The sequence below is a fragment of the Sulfuritalea sp. genome (assembly GCF_017302275.1).
GTDB lineage: Bacteria > Pseudomonadota > Gammaproteobacteria > Burkholderiales > Rhodocyclaceae > Sulfuritalea.
The window spans coordinates 57,857-78,446 of record NZ_JAFLDR010000001.1 but is presented as its reverse complement, the minus strand read 5'-3'; the positions used below and the strand labels follow the sequence as shown (position 1 = coordinate 78,446).

7 protein-coding genes and 1 pseudogene (1 of these 8 only partly in view) are annotated in these 20,590 nt (G+C 60.6%); 5 read left to right on the top strand and 3 right to left on the bottom strand.

Features of this window, described 5'->3' with window-relative positions; translation table 11 throughout:
• Nucleotides 1–6: 6 nt before the first annotated feature.
• Complete coding sequence (locus J0M27_RS00110) at nt 7–384, top strand: hypothetical protein (RefSeq protein ID WP_294986264.1); 378 nt, start codon at nt 7–9, stop codon at nt 382–384.
• 47 nt (nt 385–431) lie between these two features.
• Here J0M27_RS00110 and J0M27_RS00105 read toward each other — a convergent pair whose 3' ends face one another.
• Nucleotides 432–848 carry a hypothetical protein gene (locus tag J0M27_RS00105; protein WP_294986262.1) on the bottom strand — a complete coding sequence of 139 codons (417 nt, stop codon included), beginning with the start codon at nt 846–848 and terminating at the stop codon, nt 432–434.
• Complete coding sequence (locus J0M27_RS00100) at nt 826–1,416, bottom strand: transcriptional regulator (protein ID WP_294986260.1); 591 nt, start codon at nt 1,414–1,416, stop codon at nt 826–828. The genes J0M27_RS00105 and J0M27_RS00100 overlap by 23 nt, the downstream gene beginning before the upstream one ends.
• Before the next feature lie 228 nt (nt 1,417–1,644).
• Between J0M27_RS00100 and J0M27_RS00095 the strand changes: the two genes are divergently transcribed.
• The 3 genes and pseudogenes from J0M27_RS00095 to J0M27_RS21310 all read left to right on the top strand — a co-directional run.
• Nucleotides 1,645–2,034: a type II toxin-antitoxin system RelE/ParE family toxin gene (locus tag J0M27_RS00095; RefSeq protein WP_294986569.1), complete on the top strand. Its 390-nt coding sequence runs from the start codon at nt 1,645–1,647 to the stop codon at nt 2,032–2,034.
• The gene (locus J0M27_RS00090; RefSeq protein WP_294986259.1) at nt 2,034–2,363 is read left to right on the top strand and encodes a helix-turn-helix transcriptional regulator; all 330 of its coding nucleotides are present in this window, start codon (nt 2,034–2,036) and stop codon (nt 2,361–2,363) included. Before J0M27_RS00095 ends, J0M27_RS00090 begins: the two co-directional genes overlap by 1 nt.
• A 991-nt stretch (nt 2,364–3,354) precedes the next feature.
• Nucleotides 3,355–3,417 (top strand): annotated as a pseudogene (locus tag J0M27_RS21310) (LEPR-XLL domain-containing protein); the annotation flags it as partial.
• Nucleotides 3,418–3,828: 411 nt separating this feature from the next.
• On the opposite strand, the gene J0M27_RS00085 reads toward J0M27_RS21310, so the two are convergent.
• Nucleotides 3,829–4,260, bottom strand: a complete 432-nt coding sequence (locus J0M27_RS00085) for a hypothetical protein (protein ID WP_294986257.1) — start codon at nt 4,258–4,260, stop codon at nt 3,829–3,831.
• A 174-nt stretch (nt 4,261–4,434) separates the two neighbouring features.
• Between J0M27_RS00085 and J0M27_RS00080 the strand changes: the two genes are divergently transcribed.
• Nucleotides 4,435–20,590 carry the start of an FG-GAP-like repeat-containing protein gene (locus J0M27_RS00080; RefSeq protein ID WP_294986256.1) on the top strand. 40,280 nt of this gene lie beyond the right edge of the window, so 16,156 of the gene's 56,436 nt are visible here — the first part of the coding sequence; its start codon is at nt 4,435–4,437; the stop codon falls past the right edge of the window.

Genomic DNA, 20,590 nt, shown 5'->3' with positions numbered 1-20,590 from the left:
GCCTTCTTGATCGTCATGGTGCTTTCGGCCAGCAGCTCGGCAGCGGAGTACTCCAGCATCAAGCAGTTGCTCCTCGCAGCGATAGATGCTTCCGATGGCCGGGCGAGTGGTTTCATCCTTGGCCAGATCGCCGAAAAATTCAAGAGAACGACCGGATCAACGGCGCCAATCCTGGCCGAGGTATCCACGATCAAGAGTTTCAAACAGGAAGGCTGCAAGCGCCTCAACGTGCGCCTTACTCAAAGCGGGGTTGCGACCTCAGCAGGCAGGACTGCCGACTTCGGGATGGATTACGGTTTGAACCTTTGTCGGGATGGCAGCCCGCCGACAGAAGGGATGGACCTGGAGCAAGCCGGGAAAGTGCTTGAGAGACAGTTTGATTAACGGCTTTATTGCTACGGACCAATCGCGCAATCGGAGGCTGGGCCTGGCTATTCAAGCATTTTCGATACTTCCGCTATCAGGGAGCCTGCCAGATCGCATAGCTCTGTGATGGCGGATTCGTCTACTTCCAGAAATCCCTCGTACTCAGCCAGATTCCGCTTCTGATGAGCGGCATCCAGCACTCGCCAGCGGGGCGCCGGCCAATTCAAGGTATGCGTGAGGCACTGGAACACGGTGTATCGGTTTTCGCTGCGATAGCCATGCCAGCGAAGGGCGGTCAAGGCAGCCGTGTGGGCGGCGTTGTAGGCGCTGGTGAAGCGACCTTCAATGGAGAGATTTGCCAGTCGAGCATCGTCCAGGCGGGTTCTTGCCATCGACAACATCCGCCTGGCCTCGGCCTCGTTGCGCGGTTCGGCCTTGAGTTGGCCGATGCGGACCAGATTATCGAGCGCGGGCAGGCTCATGGGCATCTCCAATCAATGGAAGAATGGGCTGCGCCAAGACGCGATTCACAAATGAATCGGGTTCGGCACGACGGCGCTCAAATTCGGCCGGGGTGTAGCAGGTTGGATTGATTTTTCGTCCCAATTGCGCTTCCAGCGGGACCAGTAGCTCAAGGACGCTACTCAGCAACAGGTTCTCGCCGACAAGCATCACGTCTATGTCGCTCTGCGCCGTGTCGGTTTGTTTCGCCACGGAGCCATAAACCCATGCCCCTTGCAGGCCGGGGGCCAGGGGCAGCAGTGCTTCGCGCAATAGGGGCTCCACCCCCAGCGTTTTTCGCGTCAGCCCGACCAACTCGCTAAAAACCGGGCTTTGCGGATTGGCCTGGAATCGTCTCAGGTTGCCAACTCGCTCGGAATGGACCAGACCCGCATCAGCCAGTCGGTTCAATTCTCTTTGCAGGGAGGCACTGCCCAAGCCTGTGAGGCGTCGCAATTCGCTCAGGTGATAGCCACGTTCAGGCTGGCCAAAAAGCCACTGAAAGACGCGGGATTGGCTGTCGGTAAAAAGAGAAGTAGCGATCGACATGGCTAAATATTAGCATGAACATGCCAATAAATAGCATGAGTTCTTCAGGCGATCACGACAGTCACACATATAAATGTCATGAAGTGGTGCCTATATTTGCTGGCGAGGTCCTGATCCCGAGGATCTCAGCCCGAAGTCTGGATGCTTGGAAACACCTGCCATGGATAACGAACTGGATCAATATCGCCTTCCAGGCCCGATTGACAAGGATATGCCCATATGGGCATAATGAAGCGAATGTCAAAGCAGGCTCGAAAGCCCCTCAAATGGATTGGATCAGCCAAGCGCGATCTGGATTCAATGCCTGAGGACGTTAAAGACTTATTCGGGCACGCCATTGATCTCGCACAAGCGGGCGGCAAGCATCAGGACGCCAAAGCATTGAGTGGATTTGGCTCTGCGGGCGTGTTGGAAGTGGTCGAAGATTTTCGCAGCGACACCTACCGTGCTGTCTACACGGTCAAGTTCGCCGGATGGGTCTATGTTCTGCATTGCTTCCAGAAGAAGTCCAAGAGTGGCATCAAAACGCCCAAGGAGGATATGGATATGATCAATGCCCGTCTGAAGGCCGCGAAACAGGATTTCGAGAATTGGCAAAAACAGAAAGGAGCTCGATGATGAATGGAAATGACGAACTTACCATCGAAGAAGGCAGCACCAACGTCTATGCCGACCTGGGTTATGCCGACGCGCCGGAGATGCAGCGCAAGTCTCAGCTTGCCGCAGAGATCGCGCGCGCAATCAAGGCGCGCCACCTGACGCAAGACGGTGCCGCCGCATTGCTCGGCATTGAGCAGTCAAAGGTGTCGCGCATTACCAGAGGGCAGTTCCGCGGTGTCAGCGAAGCCAAGCTGCTGGAATTGGTAGCGAAGTTAGGCCATGACGTCAAAATCGTCGTTGGTCCCGTGCGTCGGCGTGCCGGCAAGATCGAGTTGCAGTTTGCATAGGCCTTGGACAGCGATGATCCGTCCTTGAAGAGCAGGCGTGGCTCTCGGTCATCGCTGCCATTGAACAGCAGGTCCAACACCCAGGACACACAGAAATCCTTTTCCGCATTTTGGAGCGGCGTGCCGAGTCGCTCGGCGGTCTTCAGAAACAGGCTCCAATGTACATCGGGAGCAGCGGCAATGATGCGAAGAAAACCGGTGCTCACGACGGTGCCAAATCTTGCAATAAGTAAGGAGCGGCAAAGTGGCAACGCCAGTATCGGCTATCATGCCGACTGTAATGCAAGATTTCCTGCAGACTGGTATGTTGGATATTTGGGGCGGGCGGATAGCGGGTGGATGTGCATAGTAAGTGATTGATTTACTACAAAACACAGCGGCCTGCAAAGCCGTGTACCTCGGTTCGATTCCGGGTCGCGCCTCCAAAACACCTTTTGAACATACTTAAAAGCCCGCCTCGGTGGGCTTTCTTTGTTTCCGTGGTTGGAACAATGGCTGGCCTCGCTTTCCGACACCATGCAGTCCTTGGCAATGGGAGCGTGCACCAAACAGGGTTGGGTGTCGGCCCCGTTGAGCAGGTGTTTGGGGTCATACAGTACAAGGTACTACCGCCCTGCCGGAAACTGCGTTACCACCAGCTATGCCAGTCGTCCTTCGTTCCAGCCACCGAAGTCTTCCTCGAATCCAACCGCCCTGATCTCCTGCGGCAGTTTCGTTCGCTTCATCTCGTGCCTCCTACGAGACAACATTCCGACCAGACAGTTGTCCTGCGGCAGAACCGGGGCGATCACGAACCCGCAATCTACCGGTTGCTGTGTATTGCATCTGTCGCAATGAACAGGTAGGCTTTCACCCTTCAATTCGAATTCTTGGTACGCCCTGCCGGGTACCCATGTAGAGAAGGGCTTTTTTGCTGCGCTGGTTCAAGAACCGCTCGAATTCCACATTGCCTGAGGTCGACTCCGGGAGGGGTGCGTCCAGTGGAAGCGGTATGCACACGCATGGAAAGTTCCGTCTGGAACCGCTGGAACCCCGTGTCCTTCTTTCCGGCGACTCGATTGCCGTAGCGATCGGGTATCAGACCCAATTGAATTCCGGCGCAGACGACGCCGACAACCCAGCCACGGTTGTCGTCGAATCGGTCAATTCCGACGCCACATCTGCAACTACTTCGACCGGCCGTAGCGACGAAACCGACGTCGTGTCCGGCGCCACTGTCAGTGTTGCATGGTCCGAAAGCTGGCTCGCGAGTTCGCTCGCCAACGCTGAAAACTCCCCCGAGTCGGGCCCTGTAATTGAGGCTGAATCCGAGGTATTGCCGTCAGTTGTTTCCGATTCAAGCGACTCGCAGGGCGCCCAGTTTGAGCGTGTCGAAACCAATGTTGCCGAGCAGCAAAAAGCCGAGGCAGAAGGTTCTTCCGCAAACGGCGGTTCTAGTGGTGACGATCAGATTTCCGCTGTCTCCTCAGTCGTGCAGCTGCCACGTGGGCCTCCGGGTGGCGAGCAGGGCTCTTCTGCATTGGTTGCACAGGAGCTTATAAATAACAATACGTTGAACCCGGCCGATTCGCCCTTGGGGGATGAAGGGGGGTTGTTCGTCGTTTTGGAAGCGACGTTCAGCGAGCCAACTGGTGATGCGATGCCTCGCGCGCCACCGGTTTCGGGCGCTTTGCTTACCGATGAACCTGACTATCTCCGCAGTGAACCCGGTCATGCTGCGACTGCACAAAATCCCATTCAGAGCCTGACCGATCAGGCTCTCGCTCCGGTTCTCGAGCATGCCATTCGTCTGTGGATTGCCGGGGGTATCGATGGGTCCCTTGCCGAGCGTTTGGCGAGTATTGAAGTCTTCATTGTTGACCTCCCGGTGGGTATCCTCGGCCAGGCTGACGGTCAACTGATTCTGATAGATGCCGATGCGGATGGCTTCGGCTGGTTTGTCGACCCGACGCCCGGCGAGTCGTCCGAATTCGAAGTAACCCTAAACAATACTCAGCTAATCGCCGATGCTGGCAGCGATGCTTTTGGCCGGATCGATTTGCTCACCGTTTTGGTGCATGAGATTGGTCACGTGGCCGGGTTCGATCACGAGTCGGACCTCGCGGTTATGGATGCGGACCTGTCTGTGGGGCGACGCATCCAACTTGCCGAGACGGGTGGGGTTCGCGGTACACCAGTAGCCAGTGCGCTGACCCTGGATCCTGGAGCTGTTCTGAATGGAAGCTCCGATGCCGGCCCGATCACTTTCCGGATCTTCGACGACATTGCCAACCTTGGCGATGATCCAGGCGTGCTTGATGTCGAGGTCACCGGGGCCGACAGCGGAAACCTCATCTACAACGATGTCTCCTCGCTGATCGGATCGCTACTGAGCTTTACCGATCAGATCGTTGTTGATGTCGACGCCTACGTGAAATGGAATCTGTCCGGCTTGAACACTGGTACAGTGACTGTTGCTGGATTTGCAACTATCAGTTTCGCTCAGGTGGAGAACCTTACCGGAGCGCAGACCGCTAACGATGCGTTCATTGTTGGTGATCTAGGCGGTGTAACCGGGACCATCGACGATCGGGGCGGGAGCACCGGGCTTGACGTCGGCAATGGAGCGCTTGTAGCCGTCGTCCCGGACACCTTCATCACGTGGACCAATTCCACGGGCGACGTGCTTACCGGCAACTCCAACCTCGGAACCGCTGGCACGATCGCCAATGTCAGTGTCCGGAAGATAACGTTCTCCGGGGCTAACCTCTTTGTAGGATCAGGCGCCGCGTTGAACGCAACGGGCGATGGAATCATCACCACGAATGCCGTCGGATTCGCTGCGAGCGGCGCGTCGCTCAGCATGGCGTCGGTAACAACGGCAACCGAGGGCTTTCACGGTATTCAGGCAAGCGTGTCGGACGCCGGACTGACCGGAGTCACCGGGCTGGAACTTTACGCCTCGGGCACGCTCAAGCTGAATCAGACCAGCCGAGTGGATGATGAGCGGATCGATTGGGACAGCGCGACGACCGCCCCGAGTGGATTGCTGCCGGCAATGGCGATCGACAAGACTCAGTATTTGAACCTGAGCGGCAGCGCGGCGGTGGACATCGGCAACGGCGCGCTGGTGGCGACCGTGACGGGCGTCGAGCTGAACCTGGCGACGATGACGGTGAGCGACGGCGTGACCACGCTGACCGGAGCGGACGTGCTGTCCTTCACCGGCACGGCATCGCTGTTTGCCGGGGAGGGTGGCAGCCTGAACGCGGCGCACGACGCGATCAACAACGGCACGATCGGCTTTGCGGTGAATGCGGTGACGCTGAGCCTGGTGATGGCCAGGGGTGCGCTGGACGACGCGGTGGTCGCCCACCGTGGCGACAGCTATGTGGGCGTCTCGGTGGCGATCGACGACGCCGAACTGATTGGCGTGAGCGGACTCGAGCTGTACGCCGACGGCACGCTGAAGCTGAACGCGGCGACCGACGGCGTGACGGGACTGGACCTGCCGGCGCGGATGAACTGGACGCTGGCCACGGCCGACGCCAACGACCCGAGCTTCCTGCTGACCAACCTGGACATCATCGCCGCGATCGAACTGCAGGTGAGCGGCAGCGCGGCGGTGGACATCGGCAACGGCGCGCTGGTGGCGACCGTGACGGGCGTCGAGCTGAACCTGGCGACGATGACGGTGAGCGACGGCGTGACCACGCTGACCGGAGCGGACGTGCTGTCCTTCACCGGCACGGCATCGCTGTTTGCCGGGGAGGGTGGCAGCCTGAACGCGGCGCACGACGCGATCAACAACGGCACGATCGGCTTTGCGGTGAATGCGGTGACGCTGAGCCTGGTGATGGCCAGGGGTGCGCTGGACGACGCGGTGGTCGCCCACCGTGGCGACAGCTATGTGGGCGTCTCGGTGGCGATCGACGACGCCGAACTGATTGGCGTGAGCGGACTCGAGCTGTACGCCGACGGCACGCTGAAGCTGAACGCGGCGACCGACGGCGTGACGGGACTGGACCTGCCGGCGCGGATGAACTGGACGCTGGCCACGGCCGACGCCAACGACCCGAGCTTCCTGCTGACCAACCTGGACATCATCGCCGCGATCGAACTGCAGGTGAGCGGCAGCGCGGCGGTGAATGCCTTCGGTTTCTTTGTGGCCACTGTGTCGGGTTTTGAGATGACCATGGCGACGGTCGACATCAACAGCGGAAACGTTGCGCTCGGAACCCTTGCTGGTGCGTCTCTGATGTCGATATCCTTGAGTGGGCTCGATGCTTTTGCCGGCGTTGGCGGCAGTCTGAGCAGCGCGTCAGCAAGCGCTTCGGTGGTTACGAACGGTGCGCTCGGTTTCGAGATCAATGGCGGCAGCGTCGCGGTTTCCATCGTCAAGCCTGGCGGACTGACCGCAGGCGATCTGACAAGCTATACAGGTTTCGAGATCGGACTCGTCGGTGCGCAACTGCTCGGGGTCGATGGCCTGACTTTTATCGCCAGCGGTTCCGTACTGATAAACAAGGCTACCGACGCAGCCGGGCTCGATTCATCCCAGCGCATCGACTGGTTCGAGGCCACCAGCCTCGCCAACGATCCGAGCAATCTGATTCCTGCCTTCAGCGCGAACTTGACCGATGCCGTTGCGTTGCAGATCGATGGCAGTGCCGCGCTCGACGTGTTTGGTTCGGTGGTCGGTACCGCGTCGTTCAGCATCGTTCAGGGAACGCAGACGATCGGCACCGGCAACCCGTTGCTCGGCGGCGGCACACTCAGCAACGCTTCGGTGATGGTTATTTCGCTTTCGAATCTGAACCTTTTCGCAGGAGTCGGTGGCGGGCTTGCGATTCCGGCAGATCCGACCGACGTCTCGGCCTACGGCATCGACACGGCCGGTGCGCTGGGGTTCAGCATCGTTGGAGGAAGCGTGGATCTGGCGATCGTGCGGCCGACGGGACTGGGGCCAACCGACAAGACCAGTTATCTCGGACTTGAGGTCACGCTTGTCGGCGCATCGCTCATCGGGATCGAGGGCTTGCAGTTCAATGCCAGTGGCACTGTTTCCGTCAACAAGGCGACCGCAGCCGACGGTACGCCTGGAGCACAGAAGATCAACTGGGCCGCAGCAAGCGGAAGCTTGTTGCCCGGCTTTAGCTCAGGGCTGACCAGTGGAGTCGACTTGCGCATTGCCGGTCAGGCGTCGCTCGATATATTCGGCTTCGTGGTCGGCACAGCAGAATTCACCATGGCGCAGGGCACAAGTACGGTCACGACCTGGAACAGCAACATCGGTACCGCCGGGACACTTAACGGCGCAGCGATCATGGGTGTCACGCTCACAAACCTGAACCTCTTCGCAGGAGTGGGTGCAGCGCTGAATGACAATGGCACGTTGCCCCCGATTGACGACACCATCGACCTTGGTGGCGCGATCGGTTTCAGCATTTCCGGCGGTACCGTTGCCATGGGTCTGGTGCGGCCGGCAACGATCAACCCTGCCGACAAGACCAGTTTCATGGGCATGGCGATTACCGTTGGCAGCGCATCGCTGGTCGGCATAGAAGGATTGGTCCTCAAGATCAGCGGCACGGTCCTTGTAAATAACGCGACCGACAGCGCCGGTATTGCCGTGACGGAGCGTATCAACTGGGCAACCGCGAACGACGCGGACGGTCTGCTACCCGACTTTTCGTCCTTCGCGTCACTGACCAAGGACGTCGCGATGGCGATTGAAGGCAATGCCGTCCTCGATCTTTTCGGAATCATCATCGGTAGCGCCGATTTCGACTTCTCGAGCCGCACCGTGAATGTCGACCAGAACGCGAACGGTGTGTTCTCCCTTGCGGAGAAGGACCTGCAGGACGCGACTTTGCTGACGATCGGCCTGTCGAACCTGAATCTTTTTGTGGGCGTGGGAGCAAGTCTCGATCCTTCCGGTGTGCCCATCACGGCAGGAGCAATCGGATTCTCGGTCACCGACGGATCACTGGGATTGGCGATCATCAGGGCGAACGCGACCGCCATTGCCGGCGACAATCGCAGTTATATTGCAACGACGGCTTCACTCGGCAAGGCGAGCTTCGTCGGCCTGCCGTCGGATATCACTATCGTCGCCGCCGACATCTCGGTGGATATCAATCGTGCATCCGGAACCATTCCCTTGCTTGCTACGGCGCAAGTGCCATCGGCGCTGGACTGGACGGCGGCGCTTGATCTGGACGATGACGGGCAGTTTGGCGAGGCTCTGGTCGACGATGTCGTTGCCGGTGGCCAGACCATTGCTCTCGTTGATGAATTCACCGGTATTTCCGGCAAGCTCGGCCTGAGTGCCTTTGGCGTCGTTCAAGCATTTGCGTCGTTCGAGATGACCATCCGTACCGTGGATGTGGATGTCAACGGCGATGGCCTGATCAACTCCGCAGACCTGAACGATGCGCAGTTGATGGCGTTCGAGCTTGCGTTCCTGGAACTAGATCGCTCCGCAGATATAAACGGCGACGGACTCATCAATGCCGCCGATGCCGCACTCTACGACGCACTCAAACCGGCTTCAGTCGCTGGCGCCCCCGTCCTGCCCGGCTTCTTTGTCGGCGTTCCGGGTGGCCCAGGGTTCAAGGTGGATAGCGGCCGCTTGACCTTCGCGACGATCAAGGCCAATCCCGATGCGACAAAGAGTGTCGACGTGGCGCGTACCTATACCGTAATACTTGCAAACGTCAGGGGCGCCGAACTGGTCGGCCTGCCCGAGGGCATCGAAATCGAGGCGATCCGGCTTGACTTCGCGTCGAGCGGCTCGTCGCTGTCGACGGCAACCGTTCCCGTTGGCCTGAACTGGACTACCGCCATTGACCTGCAAGCGTCGGCAGCAAGTTTCGGCGCAGACCCGGTCGTGGTTGGTACGCAAACAATTGCCCTTTCCAATCTTGACGCCGGCCTCTCCATCAGCGGCGCCCTGAAACTCGACATCCTCGGGTCGGTTCTCGCCGCGGGCGAGTTCGAGTATGACCAGCTTTCCGGTCTGAACGGCAGCGATGGCGCCATCTCACTGGTCAATGCCGCGGGCCAGCGGCTGTCACTGTCGAATCTCCACTTCTTCGTTGGTGTGAACGGTGGCTTTATCGAAGATGCGGAAGGCAATGTCACCGGTCTCGATACCGACGACGCCATCGGTTTCAGCGTCACCGGAGCGAGTGTCGACCTGATCATCGTCAAGGAGGCGGCGGGAATGCGCAGCTGGATCGGGGTCGCCGCGAACGTCGCCGGCATGGGTGTGCATGGCTTGCCTGACGCGTTCGAGCTGGAAATTCTCAACCTCGCATTGCGCTACAACGGGAAGGCCGCCGATGCAAGCAAGCTGGACTGGGCGGCCCTTGCCGCACTGCCTGGTGACGCTTTCGGTATCGACGGGACCAGTCTTGCCGCTATTACTCGTGCCACCGACCTTTCCATTACGGGCCAGCTCTACCTGAATATCTCAAGCTTTGTGATCGTGCTTGCCGGATTCAGCATTGATCGGCAGTCGGGTATGGCCATCGATGACACCAAGGGCGTCAACATTCCGATCGGAGTGCCGGGAGCCAACGTGCTTGCCATTCGATTGAGCGGCGCTTACCTGTTCGTTGGAGTCGATGGCGCCATCAACAAGGCCGGCTACCAGAACCTGACGAATCCCGGCACCTTCGAAGAAGGTCTCGAGGCGGTGGGCGCGGTCGGCTTCTTTGTCAACAATGCGAACCTCGACCTGGCGATAGTCAGCGAACCGTTGGCCGCGGGTGGCAAGAAATGGGTAGGCGTCGCGGCGAGCATCGACAGCCTCGGCGTTACCGGGTTGCCGGACGCGTTCACGCTGAAGATCAAGGATCTTGAGTTTTTCTACAACGTTGCGGCGAGCAACGGTTCGCGAATGGACTGGAAGGCGCTGGCTGCCAACTCCGCAGATGGATTCAATCTTGGCTTGGGCGCGCTTGCGCTGCTGGATAACTCGGTCGAGTTCCGGGTTGCCGGTTCGGTAATGGTCGCGATCGAGAGTTTCGTCTATGTCAGCGGCAGCGTTGCGCTGCAGCGCAAGGAGCTGTTCGTCAAGACGGTCGGTAGCGCAACGACGACCAAGATGTCGGTATTGACTCTTGGCGCGAGCGATCTCCGTGCATTTGTCGGGATTGGCGATGCCGACAGCGACAACGACGACCGGGTTGACGACGATGCGACACTTGCCCAGAACGCGATCGGCGTCGTGGTCGGGATTGACGACCTCGCAATCGTGCTTGCCAAGCCGGTCGTGGCCGTCAGCGCGCCACCCAGTACCAAGAGTTACTTCGCGCTTTCGGGCAGCGGCAGTGCCAGCCTGATCGGCGTGGATGGCGTCGAAATCGGCGGCCGCGTCCAGATTTCTATCAACAAGGGTTCCGACAAGGCGAATCCGGCGGCCCTCACGCCATCGATCGACTTTCTCGCGAGCGCTACATCGAATCCGGACGCCTGGGGCAGCGCCGCTGGTCTGAAGGCGCCCACCGGTCCGGCCGCGGACCAGTTCGTGATTGTCAACTTCGCCGAGAACAACCTGCTCAGGGTAGCTGGGTACATCACGATTTCCATCGCCGATTTCCTGCACCTCTCGGGACAGTTCTCCTTCAGCCAGGGCGGAACGCCGCAGACGGTCAAGATCGCGGGAAGCACAAGCACCAAGCAGGTCAACGTGATGACCATCGGTGCCAGCGACGTCAATGCATTCGTCGGTGTAGGCGGCCCATATTTTGTGGATTCGAACAATGACGGAATCATCGACGAGGGCGATACGCCGCTGGACGATGGCGCAATGGGCTTCGTGCTGCGCAACCTCGACTTTGCGCTGGCGCTCTTCAAGCCCGTCAATACGGCAGCCGACAAGAGCAGCTACTACGCGGTCAAGGCCAGCGGCGGAGCGGAAGTGATCGGCATCGACGGCATCACGATCCGGGCGGATGTCCTTGGCATTGAAATCAACGGTGGCAAGAACAACCTTGGCGCGCCGCAAGCGCTGGATCTCGCAAACAGCCAGTCTTTTGCGGCGAACGGAGGCCTCGACGTCCAGATCGGCCTCGATCCTGACGGTGCTGGTGACCTCCCGGCTCCGTCGCTGAAGCTGGACTTCACCGAGAACGTGATCCGGGCGTTCGGCGCGGTCACCATCATCATCGACAACTTTGTGTATGTCAGCGGCAACTTTGAATTCGTCAAGAGCGATGCGCCGAAGACGGTGGTGCTCGCCGACGGCACCAGCAAGACGGTCAGCGTCCTTACCGTGGGCGCAAGCGATGTCAATGCCTTTATCGGCACCGGCGACCCGGACAGCAACGCCGATGGGCTGTTCGACCTGAACGATGATCCAGAGGCAAACGGCGCGATCGGCCTGGCCATAACGGACCTCGATTTCGGACTTGCCTTGTTCAAGCCCGTAGCCATTGCCGACAGGTCCAGTTACTACGCGCTGCGCGCGAGTGCGAATGGTATCGATCTGGTTGGCGTGCCAGGCGTGATCCTGGGTGCGGGTGGCCTGCAGGTGGCAGTCAATGGTGCGAGCGTTCCGAATACCGGCGGTCCGACAACGACGGCTCCGCCGCCGGTAATCAACTTCAGTGCCGCAGGATCCAGCTTCGGCAGCGACGGATTCACCTTCGGCATCGGTGGCACAGATTCAGTCACCCTAGACATGTCTACCCGTATCATCGCTGCCTCCGGTAACGTCACCATCGGACTCGACTTCGACACCGACGACACCGCGGATATCACCCTCTCCAGTTTCATCTCCTTCGAACAGTCCTTCCGCCCGAACGGGTCATCGGTGATCAAGATCGCCATGACCAACCTGTCCTTCGCACTCGGCGATCCAGCGGATCCCGTCTTCGAGCTGAGCGGCCTTTCCGGATTCTTCCTGATTACCCAGCAGGGCATGGCGGCGAGCATCGAGCTCAATGATTACAGCTTGCTTGTCGATGGCGATGGCGCCAACCTTGAGATCAGTGGCGACATCGCGGTCCAGATCAACACCACGAACACCGCGGTCAATGAGACTTTCGTCATCGACAGCCTAGGCAACACAAGAGTCCTCTCCGTGCCAAAGGGGCCATCCCTGCGCCTGACCGGATTCATCGACCTTCGGGTCACCTTCGACGATGCCGCGGTTTCCGATCCCTTCGTCCTTAGCGGCAACTTCAGCTTCGAACAGGTTTCGCTGACCGATCCGGATGCCGGTGGCCCGTTGCCGGCGCCCAAGGCCATCCGCATCGCCGCCTCGGATGTGACCGTCAGCGTGCTTGGGGTCGGTCTGTTCGACGGGCAGGGCGGCTTCATCTTCGGACAGGACGGCATTGCCGGCCAGATGCGGGTTACGGTGGATCTTTCTACCGGGGATCCTGGTTTGCCAACGCTCGGCGGCGATGTGCTGCTACAAATCAACACTACCGGCAAGGCAGTGAATCAGACCATTTCCGTCGGCAACACCAATATCGCCATCAAGTTTACGGCGGCAGAGGGAAATGTCGTCCGCTTCGCAATCCTCAATGCGACCATTTCGGTACCGCCTTTCTTCGAACTGACAGGCGACTTTACGATCCAGACCGACGGGGACATGACGCTTTACGGCGCGCGCAACGTCGAGATATTCCTCGGTTCGATTCCGACCGGCCAGACGCTGCGTGATGATGCGGGCGAATTCAACCCGGATGCGGTCGGCCTGTTGGTCACCAACGCCAGCCTTGGTCTCATCAAGTGGGCCGCGGCGCCGGGCGCCAGTCCGACAACCCCGGCGCGTTATGCGGTGTATGCCTACGGTGAAGCAAGTTTCGTCGGCGTGGATGGCCTCACGATCAGCGGTTCTATCACGGTGCGGCTCAACAACTCCGGACAGGCGCTCGACAAGTCGATCATGCTGCCGTCGGATCCGCTCGCTGCCGTCCCGGTTCACCTGAATGGCGAGGACGACGATGCCGACGGTCTCATTGACGAGGCTGGCGAGCAGGCTGCGATCCGGGTCAGGTTCAACTCGGCGGCGAAGATCGAGGAGTTTTCGGCCGGCTTCAACGAAGCAGGCGACATTGATCCGGACACCGCGCTGACCATCAGCGCGGCCGGCATCTTCACCGTTTCCGGCGCCGTGTCCTTCATTCGGACGCCGACCGGACGGATCAACGTCGATATGCCACAGGCGTCCGTCGCCATTTCGATCCCGAACCAGTCGGGTGGACTGCAGGAGGCGTTCGGCATTTCGGGCGCCGCGCGCTTCCATTTCGGCGGTCCCGAAGGATTCCAGCTTGAGGACATCCGCGTCAGCGGCTATTCCATCTTCGGCCAGGGCGCAACCATCGCCGCGCCGGCCTCGTCGCTGCGCGCGCCGACGGCCGACCTCGCCAACCCGGCATCCACCGCGATCGTCAGCATCAACGATCTAACCTATCTCGCAGTCACCTACCAGGATCCGAACCGCGTGGGCCTGAACGATGCATCCATCCTTGACACCGCCGCGGAATTCCTTGTTTCGGTAACGCGAGCCGATGGCACGGCGATAGCCGGGCTGACGGTCGATAACGCAGCTGTGGTCAAGTCCGTCGATTCCACCAACGACCGAACCTTCCTGTATCCGATCCTGATGACGGATGCCTTCAAGGCCGCGGTATCGACTACCGGCGTCACGGTGACCGTGACTTTCGTCAATGCAACCTGGTCCGATGCGCGCGGCGCCAATGGCGCGGCCGAGGTCGAACGCTTCACCCTTTACACACCGGCGCCGGCTACCGCCGCGCCCACATTACAACCCTATGCCACGCTGGCAAGCCCGACTAACGGCGCGACCTCGAGCCTGCAGACGCTGAACGCCCAGCGCTACATCGATGTGATTTTCTTCAGCCCGACGGGTGCCGCCATCGACGCAGCGAGCATCGACGGCAATGAACTCAGGATCAGCGGTGCAGGTGCGGCAAACCTCGCCAGGAACGCCGACGGCACTGTAATGGCGACCGTGCAGAATGTCTCCGGAAACACCTACCGGTATCTGCTGACGCCGCGCGTGGGTGTCAATCCGAAAGACACCTTCGTTGCCGGCGACGTCAGCGTCCAGATCGTTGCCGGAAGCTGGCGGGTGGGAACGGGCGAGAGTGCGGTAAGCAACATCCGTACGGACGAAGTCTTTACCATTTCGGCTTCGCTGCAAACGGCGGCTGCGGGATCCAACGCCATCGCACTCGGCCCGCTGTCCTTGCAGGGGCCGTCGCTGACGCTGGCGAAGACCCAATTCAAGGATGGCAAGCTGATTCTCACGGTGGCCATCGGTGTCGATGTGGCCAAGCTCAGCTTTGGCGGAGGCCAGAGCCAATCCAGCAGCGGCATCAAGGCCGAATTGACCGGATTGCTCGGTACCTTCGACATTGCGGTCGATATCCAGAAGGCGCTGAAAGCCGTAACCGGCGGCGGCAACCTGCTCGAGGCCTTCAGCGTGCCCGGCAAGTTCGGCATCCAGATCGCCGGACTCGCCATCGAGATTCCCAATGCACTGAAGGTTACCGGCAGCGGGATCATATTCAATTGGGATCCGAACTACGATCCCGCCGAAAACGGCGGCGCGCGCCAGCGACTTCTGGTGGTGCAGCAGGCATCGATCACCTTCCCGGCCTTCGGCATCATGGGGCAGATCAATCCCAACGATGGCAGTCCAGGTCTCGTGGTCTATACCGACGGCTTTGACATCGGCGAGGCGCAACTCATTTACAAGCCGGGTGCGACGGGGCCGAATGCCATGTCGCAGACCTCCGGCGCTACCGGAAAGATCGGAATTGCCGGAATTCTCGAGTTCGACGACCTGCGCGTGGGCGTGACCAACTTCAAGGTGACCTTCGGACAAGCAGTCGACTTCAGCGGCACCATCTTCTTCGCCTCGGGCGGTGCCCGGTTCCTGCCCGGCAAGCCGGTTTCCGCGATCATCAGTGATCGACTCTCGGCCGAGCCACCCATTGCCCCGGGAGTCCCGGATACCGAGGCCGTTCGAGTCTCGCTCGAGTTCGAAAACGGCAAGGTCAAGGGCCTGATCTTCCACGCCGACACCTTGCGCATCACGCTGGGTCCAATACTCACCCTTACTGCCACCGACCTGCTGATCGATACGTCGGCCGCCGCCAATGAGGAAATGGTGAGCTTCCGCTCCGTCGGTGCGGAAGTGACGATCGGCTCGCTGGTGCTCGGCGGCGAAGGCCGCAATTTCGCCTTCCTCGGCGATGGCACCTTCGTCACCAAGCCCGGCTTCGGCGTATTCATCAGCGTTGGCGCCGCGACGGGCGAGAGCTTCAAGTGGCCAAGCTGGCTGCCGATCAAGATCACCGAAATCGGCATCACCTGGGCCGACATCCAGAACGATCCTGCCGACTTCGTCCTGACCCTGTCGGCTTCGGTCACCGGCATACAGGGCATGGCGGGGATAGAGTTCTCGGGGGCGATCGAGGGCGTCAAGATCGACGTGGGCAAACTGCTCGCCGGGCAGTTCCCGATCATCGACATCGCGTCGATCGGTGTTTCGCTCAAGGGCAACCTGTTTGGCGGCGAGATCACCGCCGGCCTGATCGGCGGCATCATCAAGCTTGACGCCACGGGCTCGATCATCGATACCTTCGACACCACGACACCAGTCGAGAAGCGGGTGTTCTTCGTCGGCGTCGAGGGTGGCTTTGCCATGGCGGGCGTTGGCGGCTTCGGTATCAAGTTCGCCGTTTCCGAACTTGGCCCTCTGGGTGTGTACATATTTGCTTCGGTACCTGGCGGCATCGTCCTCGAGCCCAACACCGGGTTGGCCATCAACGACTTTTCGGCCGGCGTCGAATTCTTCAAGACCCTGCCGTCGATCGACAAGCCCGAGGAACTCCGCGGGCCGAATTTCCAGTTGCCGACGGCGCAATCTGCCGAGCAGTGGCTCGCTGGTGTCAAGCAGCAGGTGGTTACTCAGTACCGCGCGATCCAGGCCAATCCCTCGCTGGGCGGCTTCCTTGCCGCGTTTACTTCACCGATGCTGATCACCGGCGGCGCAAAACTTTTCACGATCTACGCTTCGAAGGAAACCTTCAACGGCGAGGTCATCCTGCGTTTCAGCACCGATGGCAAGATACTGATCATCGGCAAGCTCAATTTTGCAGCCGACAACCTGAGCATCTCCGCCCGGCTCTATGCGGATCTTTCCAAGATTGCCTCCGGCGAGGCAACTGTGCTGTTCCTTGCCGATATCCCGGATCAGGTTCAACTGCTGACCATCGACGGTCGCCTGAAGATGGGCTTCCGCAACCCGAATACCGGTCAGGAGGCCACCTTTACCGTGGTGGATCCCAAGACCGGCAAGCCTTACGCGCGGTTGATCGGCCCGAACGAGGGTGGCGTGATGGGCACCGGTTCTCTCACCGGTCGCGGCTATCTGGTGGTCGACATTCCTGCTGGCATGACAGGCGCTGCGCTCAATGTCGATACCGTGACCGACCTCGCACCGGAGTTCAAGCTGACGCCTGGAAGCCCCGTTACGCTCGACGCTACTCAGGCACCGGTGCTGGTGGACGGCAAGTTCTGGTTCTGGGTGAACGGCGACGCGACAGCTACGGGCCCGATTAGCATCATTTGGCTGAAGGAAACCTGGTCCTATACATCATCCAACGGAACGGAGGCGTTTTACGCCGGCGGCGCCTACCAGGATGCGGACAACGTCTGGCAGGCCGAGTCGGCCAGCACTGTCGCCACCATCCCGGTGTTCATGGTTCCCTATATCGATGTCCGGCTGGTTTCATCCGCCACCGGCGAAATCGACGACGCGACCATGCAGAGTTTCGCCACCAGCGGCGCGGCGCTGTTCAGGAAGGACTCCGTCGATCCGATTTCCAAGGTCAGCGATGGCGCCGGCAAGAAGGCCTGGATATCCCTGGGCGAGGGCAAGCTGCGGTTGTTCTTCAACCCGACAGAGGCTGCTACCCCGGGCATCCAGAATTTCAAGGCCGGCGTCTATACGCTGAAGGTGGCCAATGCCTGGCAGGATTCCTCCGGCGCAGCCAGCGACGCCAACAAGAATTTCTCCTTCGAACTGGTGGACCCCAGGGCCGAGGTGACAGGGCCATTCAATGCCAGTCGGCCGGCGGTCGACGTCCATGTCGCGAACGCGCAAGGCGCATTCATCGACATTACCTACAAGGCGACGCCGGGTGCGGCGCTCGATTACGCATCGATTCTCGATGGCGGTCAGGAGTTCTCCTTCACTGCGGGTGGCATCACGGTGGACGGCGACCCGGTGCCGATCGCCATCGTCATCGCCGAGGACGGATCCGCGAGCTATGTCGAGGTCCTGCAGGGCAGCATGAGCGACAACGACTGGTATACCCACCTGGCCAACGAAGGCATCACCCAGTTCCGCTATACGGTCACCTCGGGGGACTTCGAACCCGGCAACATCGAAGTCGAATTTGCGGCGCATTCCGGTGAAGCCGGCTGGCGCGATTCGTCCGGCAACAAGTCCGTGCTGGATGTGGCGACGCGCAAGTTCTCCATCGACGGCCCGACAGTACAACTCGTATCCCCGGCAGCCGGCGGCAAGATCGACATCGGCGCGCTGCTCGGGCGCGGCTTCATCGACATCACCTGGACGGTCACTGTGACCGACTTTCAGCTCGATGTCGCGTCGATCACGGATCTCGCCGCGGAATTCACCCTGAGCGGTCCCGGATTGGGCACGGTCAAGCTCGACAGTGGTCAGGCGCCGGTCCGCCTCGATACCACCCCCGACAACAACTACACCTTCCGCTACTGGATCTCCGGAACCTTTGCGGCGTCGTCAGAAGTCGGCGCTGACGACACGGTAACTATCGAGCTTGTCGAGGGAAGCTGGTCGCTCAAGGCCGACAATCATCCGACGCCGACGGCAAGCAGCGTCAATCTCACCAACTCCCAGTGGCTCACGGTCAATTTCGACAACGTTCCCGCCGGCTTCCGGATCGACCCGGCCTCGATCACCGACTCCGGGGATGAGTTCTCTCTGGCTCCCTACACCGGCCAGAACGCCGCGAAGAACGGCACCGGCACGATCGCTCTGGTAGCGGGAATCGCGCCGCAGCGCATCGGCGAAACCAATACCTATCGCTTCCGCGTGGCGGGGAACTTCGCCGCCGACGGCACGCAAAGCGTGACCCTGAACTACGTCGACGAATCCTGGTCCTTCATCGGGGAATCCGCGGCAGGTGTCAGTGCCGTATGGGTAGAGGCCCCCGCCGCCAGCCCGACAGTCGACGCGTCGCTCCTGGCCGCCGCCAGCACGAGCTACATCGACATCGCACTGACACCTTCGGTCAAGCTGACGGGCGGCGGCGCCTACACGATTACCGACATCCCCGACCATACGGAAATCGAATTGAGCGGCCCCGGTATCAACGGGCCACCCCCGCCCATCAATCCGATCGACATGAGCACGGTCGATCCGCTTGCGATGGGTGGTCGGGACGCGACTGCTCTCGGCGACGGTGTCTACCGCTACTACGTCGACGCGAGCAAGTTCCAGGTCAGCGGCGACGGCATGGTGGAGGTGCTCGTCAAGGCCGACGCCGTGGCCGACTCCAGTGGCATGGGGAACCGTGCCACGACGCAGAAATTCACCGTGCAGGGCACCACCGTCAGCGTCACCGGCCCCGCCGATGGCGGTCTGATCGGCATGGCGTCGCTGAACGATCGCGGCTTCCTCGATGTCACCTTCGGCTTCCCCGCAGGCAAGGTACTCGACCTCGACAGCATCTATGACCTCGATGCCGAATTCGGCATCGATCCCGCTCCCGGACATTCGATCCGGCTTGACGGGACCCAGGCGCCGGTCCTGATCAACCAATCCGGCAACACCTATACCTTCCGCTATTTCACGCTCGGCAAACATGTCAGCGGCGCGGTCACCCTTACGCTGCTCAGCGGCAAGATCGGCTTCACCGACGGCAGCGTGAGCGCGGCGACCGATTCCATGGCCGTTGCCGCTCCGGCCACGGCCAATGTCAGCTACATCGACATCCGTTTCCAGCCGACCACAGGTTTCGTACTCGACGAGGAATCGATCACCGATGCCGGTGCCGAATTCGCCCTCGGCGGCGCGGGCACGGGAGTGTCGTTCGCCGACGTCGATCTGCCGGTGCTGCGCCTGACCAGCAGCAACACGTTCCGCTACTTCCTCTCCGGGGACTTCGCGGGTGGCGAGGTCACGGTGACCTTCCTCGCCAATTCCGTGTTCTCCGTGGCGGTGGATGTTCCCGACCGGGTCGATGCCGATGGCACCGGAGGAATCGCCGACGTAGCCGGTGCCGTCGGCAATCTGGCTTCGAGCGAGAAATTCACGGTGGTCATGCTTACCGCGTCCCTGGCCGACCCGGTTCTCGGATCGAGTACCGACGCCGACCTGCTCAACAACCGTGGCTACTTCGATGTCGACTTCCTCGCAATTCCCTTGCCGGCGGGCGCCGACGGCATCGACCTGGCGAGCATCGCCGATCTTGATCCGGAATTCAGCGTCGTTTTCGATCCGGACGACGGTACGTTCGCGCTCGACAACAGCCAGGCGCCGGTCCGTATCGGCGACACCGGTGCGAAGTTCCGCTACTGGTACACCGGAAGCCTCAGGACCGGCACTCTCGAACTGACACTGATCGCGGGCAGCTTCGACTATCTCGACGCCGCAAATGCCGCCACCCCGAACGAAGCGGGGTCGCTGCCGGATGTCGTCGTTGCCGCCGCGACCAACAGCACCTGGATCGACGTACGCTATACCACTGCCGGCGGCATCGCGCTCGACAGCGCCAGCTTCGAAGATGCGGCGCGTGAATTCACGTTGTCCGGCACCGGCCTGGGTGGTACGAGCGGTGTTGTCCTGCTGGCGGGAGCGCCGACGCTGCTTGCCAGCAGCACCGACGGGATCGACAACGACGGCGACGGCATTGTCGACGAGGATGACGAAACGGTCTATCGCTACTATGTCAGCCGTGGTTTCGTCGAGGGTTCGGTGGCGGTTACCTTTACCGGCGCGAACTGGTCCGACAAGGATGGCAACCCGGGGCAGGATGCCGAGCAGGGCTTCCAGGTCATCACCACCCTCAAGCACGACAATGGGCAGGGCGGACAGGCGGTCGGCAAGGTCTTCTTCATCGAGATCTCCGGCGGCATCAAGCTGCAGGGCCTGGGCTTCACCGACGAACCGATCATCGACATTCGCGGTGGCGTGACACTCGAGA